This is a genomic window from Methylobacterium sp. Leaf112, assembly GCF_001423295.1.
In the GTDB taxonomy this organism is placed as follows: Bacteria; Pseudomonadota; Alphaproteobacteria; order Rhizobiales; family Beijerinckiaceae; genus Methylobacterium.
Genome location: NZ_LMNG01000012.1, coordinates 314645 through 335041 on the forward strand (window position 1 = coordinate 314645; position 20397 = coordinate 335041).

Genomic DNA, 20397 nt, shown 5'->3' on the forward strand with positions numbered 1-20397 from the left:
GTCCGCGCAAGATCGGGACGTCGATCGGATGCCCGCCGCCCGGGCGTCCGCCGGTCTTCCGGCCGAAGCCGGCCTCACGCGGATCACGGCCCTCGCGGCCGGCTGCCTCGGCACGCCGCTCGCCTGGATCACCCTCGGGACGGGCCCGGCGGCATCGATCCGGGGCGGCTTCGGATTCGCCGGATCGGACGCACCGGACGCGACGGGCTTCCAGGCCGCGACGCCCCTGCTCGGCGCCGGGGGGCGTCGGCTCGGCGAACTTCGCGTCGGGGCCCCGGGCGCCCGCGCAGCCTTCGACGCGGCGGAGATGGGCCGGCTCGCGGATTTCGCCGCCCTCGCCGCCGACCACCTCGAACGCGAGGGCGGGGCGTGCGCGGACGGTATCGCACGGGGCTTCGCCGAGGCGGCGGCCTTCGCCTTCCTGGCGGTGGACGTCGGCGGCACCATCACCTTCGTCAACCGCGCCGCCGAGACCCTGTTCGGCTACGCGCCCGGCACGATGACGGGGCAGGACGTCGAGATCATCATCCCGCCGTCGTTCCGGGCTCGGCACGGCGAGCGCTTCGCCGGGTTCGTGGTCGGTGCGACCTCGAAGCTCGTCGGCCGGACCATCGAACTCGTTGCCCAGCACCGGGACGGCACAACCTTTCCCATCGAGTTCTCCATGTCCGCCTGGACCACGGACGGGCGGATCGGGATCGGCGCGATGATGCGCGACATCAGCGCGTGGCGCGCCCGCGACGACCAACTCGTCCACATGGCCCACCACGACAGCCTGACGGGGCTCGCCAACCGGGCGCAGTTCGACGAACGCCTTCGGGCCGCCCTCGAGCAGGGGCCGGCGACGGTGCTGCTGCTCGACCTCGACGGGTTCAAGGAGGTGAACGACAGCCTCGGCCACGCCACCGGCGACACCCTGCTGAAGGCCGTGGCCGTGCGGCTTCCGCTCTGCGTCGCGCCGGACGTGACCGTGGCGCGGCTGGGCGGCGACGAATTCGCGATCCTGCTGGCGCCGTGCGGCGACCCGATCCCGGCGGCCGCCACCGCCACGCGGATCCTCGACACCTTCCAGGCGACGTTTCAGCTCTCCGGCCACACCTTCCACGTCGGCCTCAGCCTCGGCATCGCCGTCGGCGGCCGGGGCACGGACGCCGCGGCCCTCATCGCCGATGCGGACCTCGCCCTCTACCAGGCCAAGCGCGACGGACGGCGCTGCTACCGCCTGTTCGAGCCGGCCATGCGCAGCGCGGTGATCGCCCGCCGGACCCTGCACGACGAGCTGAGCCACGCCCTGGAGGCCGGTGAACTCGTGCTGCACTACCAGCCCCAGGTCGCCTTCGACACGGGGCGGGTGGTGGGCGCCGAGGCCCTGCTGCGCTGGCGCCATCCGTCCCGCGGGCTGCTGCTGCCGGGCGTGTTCCTGCCCGCCCTCGAAGCCCACCCGATGGCGGCCGCCATCGGACGCTGGATCGTCGAGGAGGCCTGCCGGCAGGCGGCGCAGTGGCGGGCGGCGGGGCTCCCGCCGCTGCGGGTCGCCGTCAACCTGTTCACCGCCCAACTGCGGGCCGGAACCCTGGCGGAGGACGTGATGCGGTCGCTCACCCGCTACCGGTTGCCGCCCGCCGCCCTCGAACTCGAGGTCACCGAGCGCATCGCCCTCCAGGCCGACGACGCGATCCTGGAGCCGATCCGGGCGCTGCACGCCCACGGGGTCGCGGTGGCGTTCGACGATTTCGGCACGGGCTACGCCTCGCTCTCCTCCCTCAAGCGCTTCCCCCTCACCCGCCTGAAGATCGACCGCAGCTTCGTGCGCGACGTGCTCACCGACCGGCACGACGCCGAGATCATCCGCGTCGTCCTCGGCATGGCCGAGAACTTCGGCCTGGAGGTCATCGCCGAAGGCATCGAGGGCGCCGACCAGGAAGCGGTCCTGCGCGGCATGGGCTGCCACGAGGGCCAGGGCTACCTCTACGGCAAGGCCATGAGCCCCACCGCCCTCGCGGCGATGATCCGGTCCCGCGAGGGCATGACGGACGAAGCCGAGGTGGCGTGAGACGGCCCGCTCGACGATGGCGGATAACCGGCCGGGCCGGCCGGATCACAGGGGCCGGGTGCCGCCGGCGAGCAGCCAGCCCCGTGCGCGCTGGATCAGGGCGGGGCGAACGCGGGCGACGTCGTCGCCGTCGAGGAGCGGTGAGGTCGATAGGGCGGTAAGGTAGGCCGCCTCGTCGGCTCCGCACGCGCGCAGGGAGGCGTCCGCCGCGCGGATGCGGGCGGTGCGGGCCGTCTCGATGGCGAAGGTGCGGTGGAGGCAGCCGCGCCAAGTGGCATGCCGGTCGGCCGCGTCGCCGGCCCGGGCCCCGCCGGGAACGCCGATCGACACCGCGAGGAGGAGCGCGCACACCGCGCCGGCCCGGGTCGTCATGGGCAGATCGTCATCGGCGGGTCGTCATGGAAAGGTCTCCGGATGGAGACAGCGTCGCGCAAGGTGTTTAACGGGCCCTGACGATCGCCGCGCGCGAACCGTGCCGTTCCGGGACGGCGCCCCGCGGCGCCGGATCGGCCACCCCGCGCAAAGGACCCCCCATGGCCTGGATCACCCTCGTTGCCGCCGGCCTCCTCGAAGTGACCTGGGCCTACGCGATGAAGCTGTCGCACGGGTTCACCCGGCCGTGGCCGACGGCGATCATGGCGGTCACCATGGTGGGCAGCGTCGCCCTCCTCGCCGTGTCGATGCGGACCCTGCCCCTCGGCACCGCCTACACGATCTGGACCGGCATCGGCGCCGTCGGGGCCTTCGTCCTCGGCATCGCGGTGCTGGGCGAGGAGGCGAGCCCCGCCCGCATCGTCGCGGCCCTGCTCATCGTTTCGGGCCTCGTGACCATGAAGCTCGCCAGCCCGCAGTGAGGTCCGGGTCGGATCAGCGGTTGGCGGTGGTGACCGGCGAGGTGGCCCGGCCGAGGGAGACCCAGGCCTGGGTGTCCTGGCTCTCGCGCTTGATGAAGGTGTAGCCGGTCTGGCGCCAGGACTGGACCGCGTTGGTCTTGTTGTCGAGGATGAAGTCGCCCCGGTCGGTGATCAGGGTGAGCACCGCGTGGCCCTCGCCCTTCTCGTCGATGACCACGGTCATCCGCATGGCCCGGCGCGGCAGGCCGGCCAGATCCCAGCGGTCTGCGACGTGGAGGTGGTCCATGTCGGTGACGGCCCGGATGGCCTTGTTCACCCGGCGGTTGACGGACACGATGGTGTTCCAGGTCGCCGCGTCGAGCGCGATGGTGGCGGGCTCCGTGCGGTCGACGGCGCACTCGGCGGCGTAGCTCTCGCAGAAGGCGACCCAGGCGGCGATGGGCTTGGCGGCGGGGCCGCTGGCGATGACGCTCGGGGTGGCGGGCAGGGAGGCGAAGGTCTGGGCCGGGGCGGCCACGGGGGCGGCGAGAAGACCACCGAGAAGACCGGCCAGAAGCGCGGCACGGCCGAGGCTGCTGCCCGTAACCGCTTCCAGGCACTTCGAAATCGCGATCCGCATGGCCGGCCCGTTCCCGTTAATCTTCTGTTAACGAAAGGTCTCACGGCGGCCCGAGCGCGGCAATCGCCGGGTTAATAAAGGGTTAACGGTGTGGATAGTTGCACCGCAGGCGAAAGAAGCCTGACCGTACCGGCCTCCGTCCGAACGAAAAAACGCCCCGCCGGCGTGACCGGCGGGGCGCTTGGGAGCGGTGGTTGTGAGGGGCGGGTCAGGCCTGCGGCAGGTCCGGGGTGATGCCGAGGTTGGCCATGCCCTCAGCGAGGAGATCGGCGGCGTTGGGGGTGCCGAGGAGTTCGCGGGCGGCGCCCTCGCCGACGGATTCGCGCTCGCGGGCGAAGCGCACGGCGTCGCCCCACTCCTCGGCCTCCATGTCGCCGCGCCCGACATAGACCAGCGCGAGGAGGTCGGCGCGCTCGTCGTCGTTGAGCGCCCCGATCATCGACCGGACCTCCTCCTCGGTGGCGTCGTCGGTGCCCGAGGTGAGGATGTCGGTGGCGCCGTCGTCGATGGCGTTGGAGCCGGAATCCGGGTCCGTCGGGCCCTCCTTCACCTCGACGGCGCGCAGGCGCAGAATGATCTCGGTGACGGTGTCGACGGCGATGTCCATGGGCGTGTTCCAGACTCGTGGGCCGCCGGGGGCGGCGGCCTCAAGCAGGCACAACCCACGAGGTCCGCAAGGGTTCGCGGGCGGGCGTCGGGGCCCGCCCTCAGGCGGTCCCATCCACGAAGACGCGCATGAGCAGGTGCGCGATGGCCATGGGCGGCGGCACGGTGAGGCCCTCGGGGTGCGTCCCCACGATCATCGCCGACACGTCGTCCCGGGTGAGCCAGCGGGCGTCGGTGAGCTCGACGGGATCGAGGGTGATCGCCTCGTCGAGGGCCTCGGCGACGCAGCCGATCATCAGGGAGGCGGGGAACGGCCACGGCTGGGACGCGTGGTACGTCACCGCGCCGACGCGAATCCCGACTTCCTCGAAGGTCTCGCGCCGCACGGCCGCCTCGATGGTCTCGCCGGGCTCCAGAAAGCCCGCGAGGCAGGAATACATCGCCTCCTTGAACCGGGGCGAGCGGCCGAGCAGGCAGCGATCCCCCCGCGTGATCAGCATGATCACCACCGGGTCCGTGCGCGGGAAGTGGTGGGTCTCGCAAGACCCGCAATCGCGCCGGTAGCCGCCAGCGGCGAGTTCCGTCGGGGCACCGCAATTGGCGCAGAATCGGTTGCGCGCGTGCCAGGCCAGAAGCGATTTCGCCGTGGCGACGAGCCCGAGTTCGTGAGGCGTGACGGATCCCTCGGCGGCGAGGCTGCGCAGATCGTTCGTGGCGAGATCGGGGTCGGCGTCGAACGCCTCCGCGCGCTCCGGCGCCAGGGCGGCGGCGAAGACCGGCGCCCCGTCGAGGCGGCCGAGGAACAGGGTCGGGCCGGGCGCGGCGATGCGCTCCGGATCGAGCAGAGCGGAGCCGTTCGCGAGCACGATCCGCTCGCCCGCCATGGCGACGAGGCGGGCGCCGGGCGCGGTCAGGAGCGGCACGGCGGCGTCGCTCTCGGCCGAATGGCGCACGAGGCGGTTGTGGACGTAGCCGAGACCGGCGAGGGGGTCCGTCACCCTCAGGCCGCCGCGAACAGGGCGCCGATGCGCTCGATCATCTGGGCGCGGGCATGGTGCGGATAGGGCCGGGCCTCGCCCACCCCCCAGACCGGGCGCGGCCAGGCCGGGTCGGACAGGAAGCGCCCGATGACGTGGACGTGGAGCTGGGGCACGACGTTGCCGAGTGCGGCGACGTTGACCTTGTCGGGCTTGGCGAGCGCCAGCATCACGCCCGTCGCCAGACGCATCTCGTCCATGAGGGCGTGCGCGTCGTCCGCGCCGAGATCGGTGATCTCGCTTGCGTCGGGGCGGCGCGGCACGAGGATCAGCCACGGGAAACGGGCATCGTCCATCAGCAGCACGCGGCACAGGGCGAGGTCGCCGGCATGGACCGTGTCGGCGGCGAGACGCGGGTCGAGGGTGAAATCGGTCATGGGGGAGCGATGTAGGGCGAAGCGCGCCCGGAAGCGAGGCGCTCGGCCCCCCCGCTCCTACCGCCGGGGCGCGATGATGGCCGGTCCCGCGCTCGGCTCCGGGCGGAACAGCTCATTGCGCTGAATCTGCATCCGGTTCTGGCTGTTGTCGAATTGCTGCTGGTTCTGGATCCCGCGGATCTGGCTCTGGGTCGAGAGCCGCTCGTTCATGTTGTTGAGGGTGTTGGGATTGCCCGAGGATTGGGCAAGGGCCGGTCCGGCGCCCGCCGCCAGGAGGGCGAGGGCCGCCAGGGTGCGGGTGGTCGTGATTCGGGGTGACGCGGTCATGGCGAAGCCTCCCTGTGGGGCGATGGGGTTCTGCCGAGACGACGCGCGGGGCGAAAGCCGGGTTCCCCCACGGGCGCTTTGCCGCCCGCCCTCGACGCCGTTCGCGTTTTGGTCCAGGGATGCGGCATGAATCAACACCCCGACACGGCGGGGGCCTCGCGGCCGGTGCCCGCTTCCGACGCGCCCACCTCCATCGCCGCCCGCGCCATGGCCTCCCTCAGGCCGCAGGGCTCGCCCTACCTGGAGGGCCTGAACGACGAGCAGCGCCGCGCCGTCGAGGCGACGGACGGCCCCGTCCTCGTGCTCGCCGGGGCCGGCACGGGCAAGACCCGGGTGCTCACCACCCGCATGGCCCACCTCATCGCGACGGCCAAGGCGCGCCCCTTCGACATCCTGTCGGTGACCTTCACCAACAAGGCGGCGCGCGAGATGAAACACCGCATCGGTGCGCTCATCGGCCCGGCGGGCGAGGGCATGCCGTGGCTCGGCACCTTCCACTCCATCGGCACCAAGATTTTACGACGCCACGCCGAACTCGTCGGCCTGCGCTCGGACTTCACGATCCTGGGCATGGACGACCAGCTGCGGCTGATGAAGCAGGTGATCGTCGACCAGAACATCGACGAGAAGCGCTGGCCCGCCCGCGCCCTCGCCTCGGCCATCGACGGCTGGAAGAACCGCGGCCTCCTGCCCGAGCAGGTGCCGCCGGGCGAGGCGGGCGCGTTCGCCTTCGGCAAGGGCGGCGCGCTCTACACCGCCTACCAGGCCCGCCTGCTGACCCTCAACGCCGCCGATTTCGGCGACCTCCTGCTGCTCTGCCTCAAGCTGTGGCGCGAGAACCCGGACGTGCTGGAGAACTACCAGCAACGCTTCCGCTACATTCTGGTGGACGAGTACCAGGACACCAACGTCGCCCAGTACCTGTGGCTGCGCCTGCTGGCGCAGGGCCACCGCAACGTCGCGTGCGTCGGCGACGACGACCAGTCGATCTACGGCTGGCGCGGCGCCGAGGTCGACAACATCCTGCGGTTCGAGCACGACTTTCCGGGTGCCACCGTGGTACGCCTGGAGCGCAACTACCGCTCCACCGGCCACATCCTCGCCGCCGCGTCCGGGCTCATCGCCAAGAACGAGGGGCGCCTCGGCAAGACCCTGCGCACGGAGGACGTGCCGGGCGAGAAGGTGACGGTGGCGGGCGCCTGGGATTCGGAAGAGGAGGCCCGCCAGCTCTCCGAGGCCATCGAATCGCTCCAGGCCAAGCAGCACCCCCTCTCCGAGATCGCCGTGCTGGTGCGGATCTCGGCGCAGATGCGCGAGATCGAGGATCGCTTCGTCCAGTTGGGGCTCCCCTACCGGGTCGTCGGCGGCCCGCGCTTCTACGAGCGCGCCGAGATCCGCGACGCCCTGGCCTACCTGCGCGTCACCCAGAACCCGTCCGACGACCTCGCCTTCGAGCGGATCTTCAACACCCCGAAGCGGGGCTTGGGCGACGCGACCCTGCAGATCCTGCACGGGTATTCGCGGTCCCAGGGCGTGCCCCTGCTGCAGGCCGCGCGGCTCCTCACGGAGACCGACGAGCTGAAGCCGCGCGCCCGCTCCGGGGTGCGCGCCCTGGTGGAGAGCTTTTCGCGGTGGGCCCGGATGGTCGGCACCAAGCCGCATTCGGAGGTGGCCCAGACCATCCTGGAGGAATCCGGCTACACCGAGATGTGGCAGAAGGACAAATCCGCCGACGCGGCCGGGCGCCTGGAGAACCTCAAGGAGTTCGTGCGCTCCATGGAGGAATTTCCCGACATGGCCGCCTTCCTCGAACACGTCTCCCTGGTGATGGAGGCGAGCGAGCAGGAGGGCGCCGACCGGGTGTCCCTCATGACGCTCCACGCCGCCAAGGGCCTCGAGTTCGACACGGTGTTCCTCCCCGGCTGGGAGGACGGCCTGTTCCCGAACCAGCGGGCGCTCGACGAGAGCGGCCGCGCCGGCCTCGAGGAGGAGCGGCGGCTGGCCCATGTGGGCCTGACCCGGGCCCGCAAGCGCGCCAAGCTGTCCTTCGCCGTCAACCGGCGCATCCACGGCCTGTGGTCCTCCACGGTGCCGAGCCGGTTCATCGACGAATTGCCGCCCGGCAGCGTCGACGTCATCGACGCCCCCGCGCATTTCTCTGCCGGCGCCTCGCGCTTCGACCGCAACCCGACGCCGTTCGGCTCGTCCTACGGCACCCCGGGCTGGCAGCGGGCGCAGGCCGCGACCGCCAACACCGGCAATTTCGGAAGCACGCCCGCGCGCAATCCGGCCAACCGCGGGTCCGGCCCACGCCAGATCGAGGGCGAACTCATCGCGAAATCCACCGGCGCCCCCTCGGCCTTCTCCGTGGGCATGCGGGTGTTCCACACCAAGTTCGGCCCCGGCGACGTCGCTGCAGTCGACGGGAACAAGCTCACCGTCGATTTCGACAAGGCCGGGCAGAAGATGGTGCTGGACAGCTTTATTCAAGCGGCGTGAGCGGGCTTGTGGCTGGAAGGCCGCTTTCCCACCCACGACCTCATCCTGAGGTGCCGCGTCAGCGGCCTCGAAGGAGGGCTCCAAAGAGCGCACTGGGTCCTGGAGCCCTCCTTCGAGGCCTCCGCTTCGCTCCGGCACCTCAGGATGAGGTCGTGGGTGAGGCGGGGACGAGATTCGCCGGCCCGCGAGAAAACTTCTCTCCGCGCGCCCAAGTCCGAAATCATGCGGACTTTCTACATCAATGGTCGAGAATATTCGACCGTCATGCCGCCGTCGCTTCCAGTGCGGCATGGTGCATGCAACGATCGATGGGCGGACGAAGCGTGCCTCACACAACTCCCGATCGCCGCTGGTTCTAAACCGTGGACGCACCGGTGCAGCGGGAGTTTTGCGAGAGACACGAAGACCGGGCGCCTTCGCCATCCACAGGCAAGGCCGCCCGGCCGGGAACCGCCCACTTGCGGCCGGATTGGCTGGTGACGGACACTGGTTCCCGGTCGAGGGAGAGAACGAGGATTACGGTAAGAGGGTTCGGCGCGTCACGTTCAACAGGTGCAGTTCAGATTGAGTCCGGTTGGCCAAGTCCAGGTGGAGTATTGATCGATGAAGAGACGGCGCACACGACTTGAACTTGTGGAAGATCGCCCCGTCCGGTTGCACCGGACCCGCTTCGACGAGGAACGCAACCTCAGCCCGATCCAGCCCCTGACCGACCGCCAGGCCCAGTATCTCGACGCCCTGGCCCTTCACAAGCAGGTGATCGTGCTCGGCCCCGCCGGCACCGGCAAGACCTTCATCGCCGGCACCCGGGCGGCGGACCAGCTCCGCCAGCGCCGGATCGGCAAGGTGATCATCACCCGCCCAAACGTGCCGTCGGGCCGCTCCCTGGGCTACTTCCCCGGCACCCTGGAGGAGAAGATCGCCCCCTGGGTCGCGCCGCTGACCGAGACCATGAAGGAACGCATGGGCGCGGCCGCCTTCGATATCGCGGTGAAGACCGGCGACATCGAGGTGGTGCCGTTCGAGGTGATGCGCGGGCGCACCTTCAAGAACTGCCTCGTGATCCTCGACGAGGCGCAGAACACCACAACGGCCGAGATCAAGATGTTCCTCACCCGCATCGGAGACGATTGCCAGGTGATCATCAACGGCGACGTGTCGCAGACGGATCTGCGCGAGACTTCGGGCCTGCGCACGGTGATCCACCTCATCAAAAGCCGGATGATGCCGATCCCCGTGGTGGAATTCACCCTCGACGATATCGTGCGCTCGGGAATTTGTGCTGATTGGGTGCGGGCTTTCGAGGAAACGAATCTCTGACTCGTGGGTTATCAGCGGCGGGCATCGCGGAGCCCGCCGCTCACTCCGGTGCGCGCCACGTGTCCTTCACCCGCAAGGGCCGGACGTGCAGACCGGGTGCCGCACTCGGACAAGAACACAACGGGAGTTCCACGTGAGGAAACTGACCTTCGCCATCGCCGTGCTCGCCTCGCTCGGCGGTGCCAGCCTCGCCACCTCCGCTTCGGCCGCGCCCGGCGCGCCGATGGGCGTCACCGCCCCCGAGACCGTGTCCACCGTGCAGATGACCCGCATGGAGCGTCGTATGGAACGCCGCATGATGCGCAACCGGATGGAGCGCCGTATGGAGCGCCGCCACATGCATCGCAAGATGATGCACCGCCGGATGATGCGCCGCATGTAATCGATCGCCGCGCGCGATCGAATCGGAAAGGGCCCCTCGCGGGGCCCTTTTTTCATTCAGGATAGGATGTGTGTGTTTGGCGAGGCCCGATTTCGTGCTCCCAGGGGAGACGAGGCGACGGCCTCTGCCGCAGCGCGCCGTCAGGGCCCGACCGATGCCGTGTCATCCCGGGGCCGTGCAGCGGCATGACACTGGTATCGATCCGGGAGCGTCTCTCTTCCGGAGCGCGTCCGCTCAATCCTTCGCGGCGGCGTTCCTGGTGATGGAGCCGGTGGTCTTCGTGGGCGACTTCGCCGCCTTCTCCTCGGCGGTGACGATCGTGGCGGGCTTAGGTTTCGCCGGCGGGTTCGCCGCCGCATGGATCTGCCCGGCATGGGCAACCTTCGCCGGGGCCTTCGGAGTGAGCTTGGCCGGCGCCGGATCGGCCGCGACGGCGGGCGGGATCGTCGCCGCGTCGGCGGCCGGGGTCGCCGGAGCGGGACCGTTGCTGAACAGGTTGCCGAGCAGCTTCTTGTAGGCGGCCGGATCGCCGTCGGCGTCGGCCACCATCACGCGGGCGGGTTTTGCCGGGGCCGGCTCGGCGGCGGGTTCGGCCTTCGCCATCAGGGTGGGGCTCGACACACCCGGCTTGGTCTTGCCGGCCTTGGCGGCAGCCTGCGCGGCCGCGGCCTTGGTGGGAATCGGCGCCTCGGCGCTGGCGAGCATCACCGGACGGCCCTTGGCGTCGACCTCGATCTCGCGGGCGCCCGCGATGGTCTCGGGCCGGCTGACTTCGCCGAGGTGGTGGCGGGCGTAGTCCTTCGGATCGTAGGGCTGCTCCGGCTCCTCGGGCTTCACCAGGTTGGCGAAGGCCAGGGTGCTGGCCGGCGGCTGCGGCCGGAACACCGGGTTCTGGCTGCCGTCCTCATAGACCACGCGGGTGGCGGGCGTGCCCTTGGCGACGAGTTCGGCGATCTCGCGGTTGTCGCGGTCGCGCTTCTCGGCGACCTGCGGGTCGACCCGCGGGGTGCACGAGCCGGCGGCCGCGTCCGAGCCGCCGAACACGTAGCGGGCGCCGCACAGGCCGACCTTCGGCTCCTCGCGCAGGGCCTCGAAGTAATCGGAGCCCTCCTTGAGGTTCTTCCAGAACGGTGCGTTGGGGTCGTTGCGGAACTTCGCGACGTTCGCCGCCGTCATCCGGAACGGATAGGACTGGAACTGAAACGCCCGCTGGCCCCCGGCGAAGGAATCGCGCGCCAGCGCATAGATCTCGCCCATGGATTCGTCGGTCATGGCAAAGCAGCCCGCCGACGAGCAGGTGCCGTGGACCATGATATAGTTGCCCGTGCGGCCGTTGGCCCGATCGTAGGCGTTGGGGTACCCGGTGTCGAACGAGAGGTAATACGACGAGTTCGGGTTCATCTGCCCCGGCGTCACCGTGTAGAAGCCCTCCGGCGCCTGGCGGTCGCCCTGCTTGGTCTTGGGGCCGAGCTGGCCCGACCAGCGGCAGATCGGGAACGTCTTCAGGAGCGCGTACTGGCCGTTGGTGCCGCGCTTCCACACCTCCATCTCCGCTTCCTTCTTGTAGGCGCGGATGAGGATGGGGTCGTTCTGGGCCATGCCCTTCTGGGTCATGAGCGCGAGGGTCTTGGGCGGCACGGGCGCGAGGGCGCGTAGGGGAACGCCGCCGCCCGTCGAACCGTCCTGGCAGGCGCCAAGCGAGATCGTGAGCGCGGCGAGGGCAGCGATCACGGACGGGCGCAACGCCGACGGGCGCACAGCCATGGGGAACCCCGTTCTCAAAAGTCACGCGTCCGCGGGATTCTCCCGTCGGACGCCACTCCCCAACCCAATAGCTCCGTTAAACTTACCCTCTTGTTACCGCAAGGCGATGGCAGCGGCGGCCGAGGGAGCCTGTGAATCCCGGGCATGGTTCGACGGACCCGCGGAACCCCGCTCCGGAGCCCAACAAACCGTACGCGAAGCCATTGGTGCGGAACGACTTTTGATCGCGGTCGCGGCGTCGTCCACCATCCGACGCATGTGCGCTCCCGCACGGCCCGTCCGAATAAACGTTAAAAGGTTCCTGCTACGAACCTGCGACAAAACGTCCAGCGCCCGTATCGTTCCCCGGTGAGCTACAGCTTCCGGCCAATCTCCAGGAACTTCACCGCGCGGCGGTCGCGGATCTCGTCCGGCGACAGGCCGTCGAATTCGGTGAGCGCGCTGGCTATCGCCTGTCCGGCGGCGGCCGTGGCGGCGGCGCGGCCGCGATGGGCGCCGCCCGTGGCCTCGGGGACGATGGTGTCGATGATGCCGAGGCGCAGCAGGTCCTGCGCGGTGATCTTCATGGCGGTGGCGGCGTCCGCCGCCCGGCCCTGGTCGCGCCACAGGATCGAGGCGGCCCCCTCGGGCGAGATCACGCCGTAGATCGCATGCTCCATCATCAGCACGCGGTTGGCGGTGGCGAGGGCGATGGCGCCGCCGGAGCCGCCCTCGCCGATGACGAGGGCGACGTTGGGGACGCCGAGCCCGAGGCAGGCTTCCGTGGAGCGGGCGATGGCTTCGGCCTGGCCGCGCTCCTCCGCCTCGATGCCGGGGAACGCGCCCGCCGTGTCGATGAAGGCGAGCACCGGCAGGCCGAACCGGTCGGCCATCTCCATCAGGCGCACGGCCTTGCGGTAGCCCTCGGGCTTCGCCATTCCGAAATTGTGGTGCAGGCGCGTCTCGGTCGAGTGGCCCTTCTCCTGGCCGATGACGCACACCGACCGGCCCCGGAACCGGCCGAACCCGGCCACGATGGCGGCGTCCTCGCCGAAGGCACGGTCCCCGGCGAGCGGCGTGAACTCGGTGATGAGATCGGCGCAGTAATCGACGAAATGCGGCCGCTGCGGATGGCGGGCCACCTGGGTCTTCTGCCACGGGGTGAGCGAGGCGTAGATGTCCGACAGGGCGGAGGCGGCCTTGGCTTCGAGACGCCCGACCTCCTCGGTGATGGACACGGCGCCGTCGCGGGCGCCCACCGCCTTCAGTTCCTCGACCTTCGCCTCGAGTTCGGCGACGGGCTTCTCGAAGTCCAGGTAGGAGCGCATCACCGTCATCGGTCTCAAGGTCCATCCCAATCGCGGGCGCCGGGGTTTTGGGGACCCGGTGCGGTGCGGGGTGTTGGCGAAGGCCGGGCGGGTGTCAACCGCGCGGGGTCAGGCGAGGGGGCGGGTGGCCGCGTCGAGCCAGGCCCGCGTCGGGGCGTCGAGGTGGGGGCCGAGGGCGTCGCGGACCCGGGCGTGATAGGCGTCGATCCAGGCGCGCTCGGCCGGGCCGAGGAGGTCCACGGCGACGAGGCGGCGGTCGAACGGCGCCAGGGTCAGGGTCTCGAAGCCGAGCATCGGGCGCTCGCCCCCGGGGATGGCGCGCGGCTCGACGAGGACGAGGTTCTCCAGGCGGATGCCGTACGCCCCGGCGCGGTAATAGCCCGGCTCGTTGGAGAGGATCATGCCGGCCTCCAGCGCCACGGTGCCGGTCTTGGCGATGCGCTGCGGGCCCTCGTGCACGGAGAGGAAGGCGCCGACCCCGTGGCCGGTGCCGTGGTCGAAGTCGAGGCCGGCCTCCCACAGGGCGGCACGGGCGAAGCCGTCGATCTGCGCCCCCGTGGTCCCCTTCGGGAACACCGCCCGCGCGATGGCGATGTGACCCTTGAGCACCCGGGTGAAGCGGTCGCGCATGAGGTCCGTGGGCGGGCCGACGGCCACCGTGCGGGTGATGTCCGTGGTGCCGTCGGCATATTGCGCGCCGGAATCGATGAGAAAGAGTTCGCCGGGCCGGACCCTTCGGTCGGTCTCGCGGCTCACCCGGTAATGCACGATGGCGCCGTTGGGGCCGCTGCCCGAGATGGTCGGGAACGAGACGTCCCGCAGCAGGCCGCCCTCGCTGCGAAAATCCTCCAGGGCCTCCACGGCGGCGATCTCGGTCAGGTCCTCCGCCCCATCGAGCCAGGCGAGGAAGCGGACCACCGCGACGCCATCGCGAAGATGGGCGGCGCGGGTGCCGGCGATCTCGGCTTCGTTCTTCACCGCCTTCAGGGCGGTGATCGGGTCCGGGCCGGTCTCGGCCACGCCGCCGGCAGCCTCGATCCGAACCTTCAACGCGATGGCCGCCGTGGCGGCGTCGAGGCGGATCGTCCGGCCCTTCGCGAGCCCGTCGAGGGCGGTCTCGAACGCCGAGCGGGGCCGGAGGTCGGCGACCGGCGCCAGCGCCGCCCGCAAGGCGGGGGCGATGTCGGGCGAAGCGAGGAACAGGGTCGGGCGGCCCTCCAGGGGCAGGATCGCGTAGCCGAGCGCCAGGGGCGTGTGCGCCACGTCCGATCCCCGCAGGTTGAACGCCCAGGCGAGGTTGTGCGGATCGGAGATTACCAGGGCGGCGCACGCGGCCTTGGCGAGGGCCGCGCGGATGCGGACGAGTTTCTGGGGGATCGCCTCGCCGGCGAGCGCGAGGGGATGAGGCACCACGGGGCCGGCGGGCGCGCCGGGCCGGTCGGCCCATACGGCATCGACGGGGTTGGCGGCGACGGCGCGCAGGGTCGCCCCGACCTTTTCGGCGACCCGCGCCAGGCGGGCGACGCCGTCCGGCGTGTGCAGCCATGGATCGTAGCCCAGCACCTGGCCGCGCGTGAGATGAGCGCCGATCCACGCCTCGACATTCGTCTCGGCGAGTTGGACCGGGGTGATGACGGCGGTGTCGACCTGGGCCGGAGCCTGGAGGGTGTAGCGCCCGTCCACCACCAAGGCGGCGGTGTCCGTCAGGATCACCGCCGTGCCCGCCGAGCCGGTGAAGCCCGTGAGCCAGGCGAGGCGCTCGGCCCCGGGCGGCACGTATTCCGACTGGTGCTCATCGGCGCGGGGCACCACGAACCCGTCGAGCCCCTCCGCCGCCAAGATTGTTCGCAGGGCCGCGATGCGTGCGGCGCCCACGCGGTGACTCGGATCGTCGAAGGTCTGGAAGCGGAGGCGCGTCATGCGGCCAGGGTTACGCCGGGCGGTTCAGTGCGGCAACCATCCGCGCAGGGGCCGGGGTGCGGCGCCGCCGCGCTTGAGCACCAGGGTGGCCCAGCCCTCGATGAGGCCGTGGCGGGCGAGATGGAAGCCGCGGTGGCGGTAGGTCGAGAGCACGCCCGGCACGTCGCGCTCGATGAGGCCCGAGAGGATGAGCACGCCGCGATCCGCCACCACCGCCGTGAGCGAGGGCGCGAGGCCCTTCAGCGGGCGCGCCAGGATGTTGGCGAACACTACGTCGAACCGGCGCGGCCGGCGGGCGAGCGCATGGCGCACGCCCGGGCCCTGGTAGAGCCGGAGCGTCGGGCCCAATCCGTTGAGGCGGGCGTTGCCGATGGCCGTCATCACCGCCTCGGGGTCGAGGTCGCCGGCGATGACCGGGGTGTGCAGGGCTTTGGCCGCCGCGAAGGCCAGGATGCCGGTGCCGGTGCCGACATCGAGGACGTGGGCCGGGCGGCCGCGCTTCAGCACGTCGGCCAGCGCCCGCAGGCAGCCCAGCGTCGTGCCGTGGTGGCCGGTGCCGAAGGCCAGCGCCGCCTCGATCTCGATGGCGAGATCGTTGACCCGCACGGTGTCGCGGTCGTGGCTGCCGTGGACGAGGAAGCGCCCGGCCCGCACGGGGTTGAGCCCCTCGAGGGAGGCACGGACCCAGTCCTGCTGGTCGATGGTCTCGAAGGTCGCCGCATCGGCCTGGTCGCCGACCACGGGCCGGATGAGGTCGCGGACCCACGCCTCGTCGGGCGCGTCGGCGAAATACGCCTCCAGGCGCCAGGTCCGGCCGTCCTCCGCCTCGAAGGCGGCCACCGCCGTCTGCGTCGGGTCGAACATCTCGCCCAGCAGATCGGTCATCGCCTTGGCCGCCCCCTCGTCCGTGAGGAGCCGGAGCACGTGGGTCGGGCGGTGGGGGGGAAGGCCTTCGAGCATGGACGAGGGCTCTAACATCCCGGGCGATGCGTCGCCACTGTCGCGAAAATCTTACGGAACGGGGGCGGAAGTTCCGCGTTTGTCCTCGCTTCCCGGAGTCGCTTCGATCATCGCGGGTGCCCGTGTGCGTATGAAAATCAAGAGAACCGGCGCGCGAACGCCGGTGGTCATGGCGGAAATGTCCAAGTCCCGCAGGCGCCTCGCCCGCGGACGCGCGGGGATTCTCGACGCCGAGGCGCTGACCGCGCCCGTGCCGGGGCCCATGCTCGTGCTCCTCAGCCGCCTGCATCGCTCCGAGACCTCGCTGCGCGACGAGGACGAGCGTCAGTCCTGAGGCGGCCTTCGAAGGGTTGGCCCGGGTTCGCCAGCTCCGACGCCTGAAGTTGCGCGCGCCGTCGCCGGCGGCGCGGGCCCGTGGGTGGCATCGTGGGCAGCGCCCGTTAAACCGCGTAGCTTGGCGACCGATCCGCGATCCGCCGCGCCCTTACCCCGGACTGCGCCTTGGACATTCCCGGCCTCGCCCTCGGCCTCACGCCCGACGAGTGGACCGCCATCGCCCTCAGCCTGCGGGTGGCGGCGGTGGCGACGGTGGCGAGCCTCGGTCCCGGCCTGGCGGTCGCCTGGCTGCTGGCGCGAAAACGCTTTCCCGGGCGCAGTCTCCTCGACGGGCTCGTGCACCTGCCCCTGATCCTGCCGCCGGTGGTGACGGGCTATCTCCTGCTCCTCGCCTTCGGCCGGCGCGGCACCTTCGGGGCGGCGCTGGCCGAGATCGGCATCGTGCTGTCGTTCCGTTGGACCGGGGCGGCGCTCGCCTGCGCGGTGATGGGGTTCCCCCTCATGGTGCGGGCCATGCGCCTGTCCATCGAGGCCGTGGACCGGCGGGTCGAGCAGGCGGCGGCGACCCTGGGGGCCTCGCCGTGGGCGGTGTTCCGCACCGTGACCCTGCCGCTCGCGCTCCCGGGCGTGCTCGCCGGGGCGGTGCTGGCCTTCGCCAAGGCCATGGGCGAGTTCGGCGCCACCATCACCTTCGTGTCGAACATCCCCGGCGAGACCCAGACCCTGCCGTCGGCCATCTACAGCCTGACCCAGGTGCCGGGCGGCGAGGCCGGGGCCTTACGCCTCACCCTCGTCTCCGTGGCCCTCTCCATGGCGGCGCTCCTCGCCTCCGAACTCCTGGCCCGGCGCCTCGCCCGCCGGCTGGGGGCCGGATGAGCCTCCGGTTCGAGGCCGCCCTCGCGCGCGGCGCCTTCCGGCTCGACGTCGCCTTCACGGCGCCCTCCGGCCTCACCGCCCTGTTCGGGCCCTCGGGCTCGGGCAAGACCACGGTGATCGATTGCCTCGCGGGCCTCGCGCGGCCCGACCGGGGCCGCATCGTCGTCGACGGGCGGACCCTCCTCGACACGCAAGGCGGCATCGCCATCCCCGTCCATCGCCGCCGCATCGGCGTGGTGTTCCAGGAAGCCCGGCTGCTGCCGCATCTCAGCGTGCGCCAGAACCTCGATTACGGCCGGCGGTTCTTCGCCCGCGGCGACGCGGAGAGCCCCGGCCTCGGCTTCGACGACGTGGTCGGGCTGCTGGGCATCGGCCATCTCCTGGACCGCCGCCCCGCCGGCCTGTCGGGGGGCGAGGGCCAGCGCGTCGCCATCGGCCGGGCGCTGCTGTCGCGCCCGCGCCTGCTCCTCATGGACGAGCCGCTCGCCGCCCTCGACGCGGCCCGCAAGGCCGAGATACTGCCCCTCATCGAGCGCCTGCGCGACGCCGCCGGCCTGCCCATCGTGTATGTCAGCCACGCCGTGTCGGAGGTGGCGCGCCTCGCCGACACCCTCGTGGTGCTGGAGGCCGGGCGCGTCGCCGCCGCCGGCCCGGCCGAGACCCTGCTGCGCAGCGGCGAACTCGGCCCCGAGCACGCCGCGCAGGGCGGCAGCCGCCTCGACATGGTGGTGGCCGGGCACGATTCCGCCTCGGGCCTCACCCGGCTCTCCGGTGCCGTCGGAACCTTGAGCGTCCCCCGCCTCGACCGCGCCGTCGGCACGGCGGTGCGCCTCCTCGTGCCGGCCCGCGACGTGCTGGTGGCGATCGAGATCCCCGTGGGCCTCAGCGCCCGCAACGTGCTCGCCGGGACCGTGCGGGATCTCGCGCCCCTCGGGGACGGGGCCGTGCGCGTCACACTCGCGTGCGGCGGCGTGGCGCTGGCCGCCCGCCTCACGCAGGCCTCCGTGCGCGACCTCGCGCTCACGCCGGGCCGCCCGGTCTTCGCCGTGGTGAAGAGCGTCGCGTTCGATCCCCAGGGCATCGGCACCGGCGGGAGTACCGCGCCGGTGGAGATCTGAAACGCCCGCCCCGACTCCTAAGATTCGATGGATGGCCGCAACGCTCCCTTGACGACACACGCACGGACCGGTGGGCGGGGACGATTCCTTAAGACTCGATTCGGGCCCCGCGCGTTCACTGGTCTCTCGGACTGGTATCCTGTCATCCAAGGAGGCGCGGGGCGAACGATGCAGATCTCGACCATCACCGCGACCCCGGCGTTCCGGGGACCGGGCGCGGGTCCGGCCCCCGTCGCCCCCGTCGCCGCGCCGGAGCCCCTCGCGCCCGCCGTGCGCGTCGACATCCGCAATCCGGAGCGTGACGCGCCCCGGCCGGAGCCGGACGCGGCGGTGACGCCGAACGAGGCCCGCGTCCGCATCGACCGGGACACCCGCACGGTGGTCTATCAGGAGGTCGATCCGGCATCGGGCGACGTGGTGATCCAGCTGCCCGATCCGGTGATCCTCAAGGCCCGCGCCTACGCCGAGCAGGCGGCCGCCGCCCGCGCGACGACCGAGCGCCCCCTCGACCGGACGGCCTGACGGGGCTCCCGAGCCCTGCGCATCCCCGACGCGGGCGGCGCTTCGGGGTCGCATCCGCCGGCGGGAGGCCTATATCGGAGGAAGCCCCGCCCGATCGCGAGACCGCCCCCATCCATGCTGCCGCCCATCGAGACCATCATCGAGAATTTCGGAATCCTGGACGAGGGACCGGACCAGATCGAGTACCTCATCGAACTCGGCCGCGCCCTGCCGCCGTTTCCGGAGGATCTCCTCACCGAGCACAACCGGGTCCACGGCTGCGAGAGCCAGGTCTGGGTGGCGTCCCGCATGGACGAGGCACAGGAGCCACCGCGGCTGAGCCTGCGCGGCACCAGCGATTCCACGGTGACCAAGGGGCTAATCGCCCTGGTGATGGCCCTTCACGACGGCAAGACGGCGCAGGAGATCGGCGCCGTCGACGTGTTCGGGGTGTTCAAGGAGATCGGGCTCGGCGCCCACCTCACCTCGAAGCGGTCCAACGGCGTGCGCGCCATGGCCGAGCGCATCCAACACGACGCGGCCCGGCTCCTGGCGGCGTGAGCGTCGCATCGGCCGGGCCCGTTCGGGCGGACGCGGAAAATCAGAGCGCCGCAGCGTCCCGCCACAGGCGCATCCGGCCCCGGTCCGGCCCCACGGCCTCGCGCTCGAAGCCGTAATGTTCGGCGAGACGCGCCAGCGCGATGCGGGCCACCACCTTGGCCGAGCGCGCCGGCCAGCGCCGCTCGGCCTCGATGCGCTCCAGCCCTTTCAGGAAGCCGCAGAGGTCGATGAGTAGGCCCGAGAGGTCGCTGCCCACGGCGGCCAGGGCCGTGCGTACGCGCTGGCGCGCCGCCAGCATGGCGTCGGAGGCGCTCGACGAATCGCGCGGCCCCGAGCCGTCGACCTTCGGCCCGCTCCAATCCGCCCCCATGCGCGGCATCATCACCGCCCGGGTCAGGTCGCGTCGCAGGCGTTCGCCGGCCTCGTAGCAGGCGGCGTCGATGAGCGGCACGCCGTCCCGGTCCCGGCGCCGGGCCATCCATGCCAGCGGGCTCTCGGCGGCGTCGCGTAAGGGACGCCCTTCGCGGGCGCCTTGCCGGGCGCCACCCTCGCCGACGAGGTCGAGGTGCTGGGCGAGGTAGGGCGGATGGGTGCCCGCCCGCTCGCGCCGCAGGCGGGCGAGCCCGGCCGGGCTGAGGGTGAGGCGCGCGTTGCGGCCGGCCGCCCGTTCCGCGAGGTCGGCGGACAGGAGCGCCGCCCCGGCTGCGGCGGGAAAGCGCCCGGCCCCGAGGGACACGCCGGCTCCGCCCACCCGCACGATGAACCAGCCCTCCGTGCCGGCGCCGTCCGCCATTGGTTCGGGCAGCGCGTAGGCGCCCTCTTCGGCCAGGGCCGCGAGGAGGCGCCTGGCGTCGCGCCCGAGAACCGGCGCCAAGCCGGCCGGACGGACCGTAGTGCGGGAAGTCGACGCAACGGATCGAATTTTGTTCATGATTTGTTCCACGAGTAACGCGGGCTAGCTCATCGCCCTGCAACCCATG

Annotated in this window: 21 protein-coding genes; 10 read left to right on the forward strand and 11 right to left on the reverse strand. The window is 71.5% G+C overall.

Annotated elements, in window-relative coordinates; all coding sequences use genetic code 11:
* Positions 1 to 28: 28 nt before the first annotated feature.
* Positions 29 to 2053 carry a putative bifunctional diguanylate cyclase/phosphodiesterase gene (locus ASF52_RS08180; protein WP_056170742.1) on the forward strand — a complete coding sequence of 675 codons (2025 nt, stop codon included), beginning with the start codon at positions 29 to 31 and terminating at the stop codon, positions 2051 to 2053.
* A gap of 45 nt (positions 2054 to 2098) precedes the next feature.
* Here the strand turns inward: ASF52_RS08180 and ASF52_RS08185 are convergent, their stop codons facing one another.
* Complete coding sequence (locus tag ASF52_RS08185) at positions 2099 to 2425, reverse strand: hypothetical protein (RefSeq protein WP_056170389.1); 327 nt, start codon at positions 2423 to 2425, stop codon at positions 2099 to 2101.
* A 161-nt stretch (positions 2426 to 2586) separates the two neighbouring features.
* On the opposite strand from ASF52_RS08185, the gene ASF52_RS08190 reads away from it, so the two are divergent.
* On the forward strand, positions 2587 to 2907 hold the full coding sequence (locus tag ASF52_RS08190; RefSeq protein WP_056170392.1) for a DMT family transporter: 321 nt from the start codon (positions 2587 to 2589) through the stop codon (positions 2905 to 2907).
* A gap of 13 nt (positions 2908 to 2920) precedes the next feature.
* Here ASF52_RS08190 and ASF52_RS08195 read toward each other — a convergent pair whose 3' ends face one another.
* The 5 genes from ASF52_RS08195 to ASF52_RS08215 all read right to left on the reverse strand — a co-directional run bounded on the left by ASF52_RS08195 (position 2921) and on the right by ASF52_RS08215 (position 5873).
* Complete coding sequence (locus tag ASF52_RS08195; protein ID WP_056170395.1) at positions 2921 to 3526, reverse strand: transglutaminase-like cysteine peptidase; 606 nt, start codon at positions 3524 to 3526, stop codon at positions 2921 to 2923.
* 208 nt (positions 3527 to 3734) lie between these two features.
* Positions 3735 to 4133 carry a DUF3775 domain-containing protein gene (locus ASF52_RS08200; protein ID WP_056170398.1) on the reverse strand — a complete coding sequence of 133 codons (399 nt, stop codon included), beginning with the start codon at positions 4131 to 4133 and terminating at the stop codon, positions 3735 to 3737.
* Positions 4134 to 4233: 100 nt separating this feature from the next.
* Complete coding sequence (gene nudC, locus ASF52_RS08205) at positions 4234 to 5130, reverse strand: NAD(+) diphosphatase (RefSeq protein WP_056170401.1); 897 nt, start codon at positions 5128 to 5130, stop codon at positions 4234 to 4236.
* A 2-nt stretch (positions 5131 to 5132) separates the two neighbouring features.
* Positions 5133 to 5546: an HIT domain-containing protein gene (locus ASF52_RS08210; protein WP_056170403.1), complete on the reverse strand. Its 414-nt coding sequence runs from the start codon at positions 5544 to 5546 to the stop codon at positions 5133 to 5135.
* A 57-nt stretch (positions 5547 to 5603) separates the two neighbouring features.
* Complete coding sequence (locus ASF52_RS08215) at positions 5604 to 5873, reverse strand: hypothetical protein (protein ID WP_056170408.1); 270 nt, start codon at positions 5871 to 5873, stop codon at positions 5604 to 5606.
* Positions 5874 to 5999: 126 nt separating this feature from the next.
* Here ASF52_RS08215 and ASF52_RS08220 point away from each other — a divergent pair, with 126 nt between their 5' ends.
* The 3 genes from ASF52_RS08220 to ASF52_RS08230 all read left to right on the forward strand — a co-directional run bounded on the left by ASF52_RS08220 (position 6000) and on the right by ASF52_RS08230 (position 10074).
* A complete protein-coding gene (locus tag ASF52_RS08220; RefSeq protein ID WP_056170411.1) occupies positions 6000 to 8372 on the forward strand; it encodes an ATP-dependent helicase in 2373 nt (790 codons plus the stop codon).
* A gap of 603 nt (positions 8373 to 8975) precedes the next feature.
* Positions 8976 to 9692: a PhoH family protein gene (locus ASF52_RS08225; RefSeq protein WP_056170413.1), complete on the forward strand. Its 717-nt coding sequence runs from the start codon at positions 8976 to 8978 to the stop codon at positions 9690 to 9692.
* Positions 9693 to 9825: 133 nt separating this feature from the next.
* Positions 9826 to 10074, forward strand: a complete 249-nt coding sequence (locus tag ASF52_RS08230; protein WP_056170416.1) for a hypothetical protein — start codon at positions 9826 to 9828, stop codon at positions 10072 to 10074.
* A gap of 234 nt (positions 10075 to 10308) precedes the next feature.
* On the opposite strand, the gene ASF52_RS08235 is transcribed toward ASF52_RS08230, so the two are convergent.
* The 4 genes from ASF52_RS08235 to ASF52_RS08250 all read right to left on the reverse strand — a co-directional run bounded on the left by ASF52_RS08235 (position 10309) and on the right by ASF52_RS08250 (position 16025).
* On the reverse strand, positions 10309 to 11838 hold the full coding sequence (locus ASF52_RS08235; RefSeq protein WP_056170421.1) for a L,D-transpeptidase family protein: 1530 nt from the start codon (positions 11836 to 11838) through the stop codon (positions 10309 to 10311).
* A gap of 353 nt (positions 11839 to 12191) precedes the next feature.
* Positions 12192 to 13145 carry an acetyl-CoA carboxylase carboxyltransferase subunit alpha gene (locus ASF52_RS08240; protein WP_200937387.1) on the reverse strand — a complete coding sequence of 318 codons (954 nt, stop codon included), beginning with the start codon at positions 13143 to 13145 and terminating at the stop codon, positions 12192 to 12194.
* A 108-nt stretch (positions 13146 to 13253) separates the two neighbouring features.
* Complete coding sequence (locus tag ASF52_RS08245; protein WP_056170427.1) at positions 13254 to 15065, reverse strand: aminopeptidase P family protein; 1812 nt, start codon at positions 15063 to 15065, stop codon at positions 13254 to 13256.
* 24 nt (positions 15066 to 15089) lie between these two features.
* Positions 15090 to 16025, reverse strand: coding sequence for a 50S ribosomal protein L11 methyltransferase (locus tag ASF52_RS08250; RefSeq protein WP_056170430.1), 936 nt, complete (start codon positions 16023 to 16025; stop codon positions 15090 to 15092).
* Positions 16026 to 16203: 178 nt separating this feature from the next.
* On the opposite strand from ASF52_RS08250, the gene ASF52_RS08255 reads away from it, so the two are divergent.
* The 5 genes from ASF52_RS08255 (at position 16204) to ASF52_RS08275 (ending at position 19417) form a co-directional block, all read left to right on the forward strand.
* Positions 16204 to 16359 (forward strand): hypothetical protein, encoded by a 156-nt coding sequence (locus ASF52_RS08255; RefSeq protein WP_244472972.1) that lies wholly within the window; start codon positions 16204 to 16206, stop codon positions 16357 to 16359.
* Between the two features lie 167 nt (positions 16360 to 16526).
* Entirely contained in the window at positions 16527 to 17237 is a 711-nt protein-coding gene (modB, locus tag ASF52_RS08260) for a molybdate ABC transporter permease subunit (protein WP_244473745.1), read from the forward strand.
* Positions 17234 to 18355 (forward strand): molybdenum ABC transporter ATP-binding protein, encoded by a 1122-nt coding sequence (gene modC / locus ASF52_RS08265; RefSeq protein ID WP_056170435.1) that lies wholly within the window; start codon positions 17234 to 17236, stop codon positions 18353 to 18355. The genes modB and modC overlap by 4 nt, the downstream gene beginning before the upstream one ends.
* A 168-nt stretch (positions 18356 to 18523) precedes the next feature.
* A complete protein-coding gene (locus ASF52_RS08270) occupies positions 18524 to 18877 on the forward strand; it encodes a hypothetical protein (RefSeq protein ID WP_056170438.1) in 354 nt (117 codons plus the stop codon).
* Between the two features lie 114 nt (positions 18878 to 18991).
* Positions 18992 to 19417: a SufE family protein gene (locus ASF52_RS08275; RefSeq protein ID WP_056170442.1), complete on the forward strand. Its 426-nt coding sequence runs from the start codon at positions 18992 to 18994 to the stop codon at positions 19415 to 19417.
* Positions 19418 to 19457: 40 nt separating this feature from the next.
* Here ASF52_RS08275 and ASF52_RS08280 read toward each other — a convergent pair whose 3' ends face one another.
* Positions 19458 to 20348 (reverse strand): DUF6456 domain-containing protein, encoded by an 891-nt coding sequence (locus ASF52_RS08280; RefSeq protein ID WP_244473746.1) that lies wholly within the window; start codon positions 20346 to 20348, stop codon positions 19458 to 19460.
* Between the last annotated feature and the right edge of the window lie 49 nt (positions 20349 to 20397).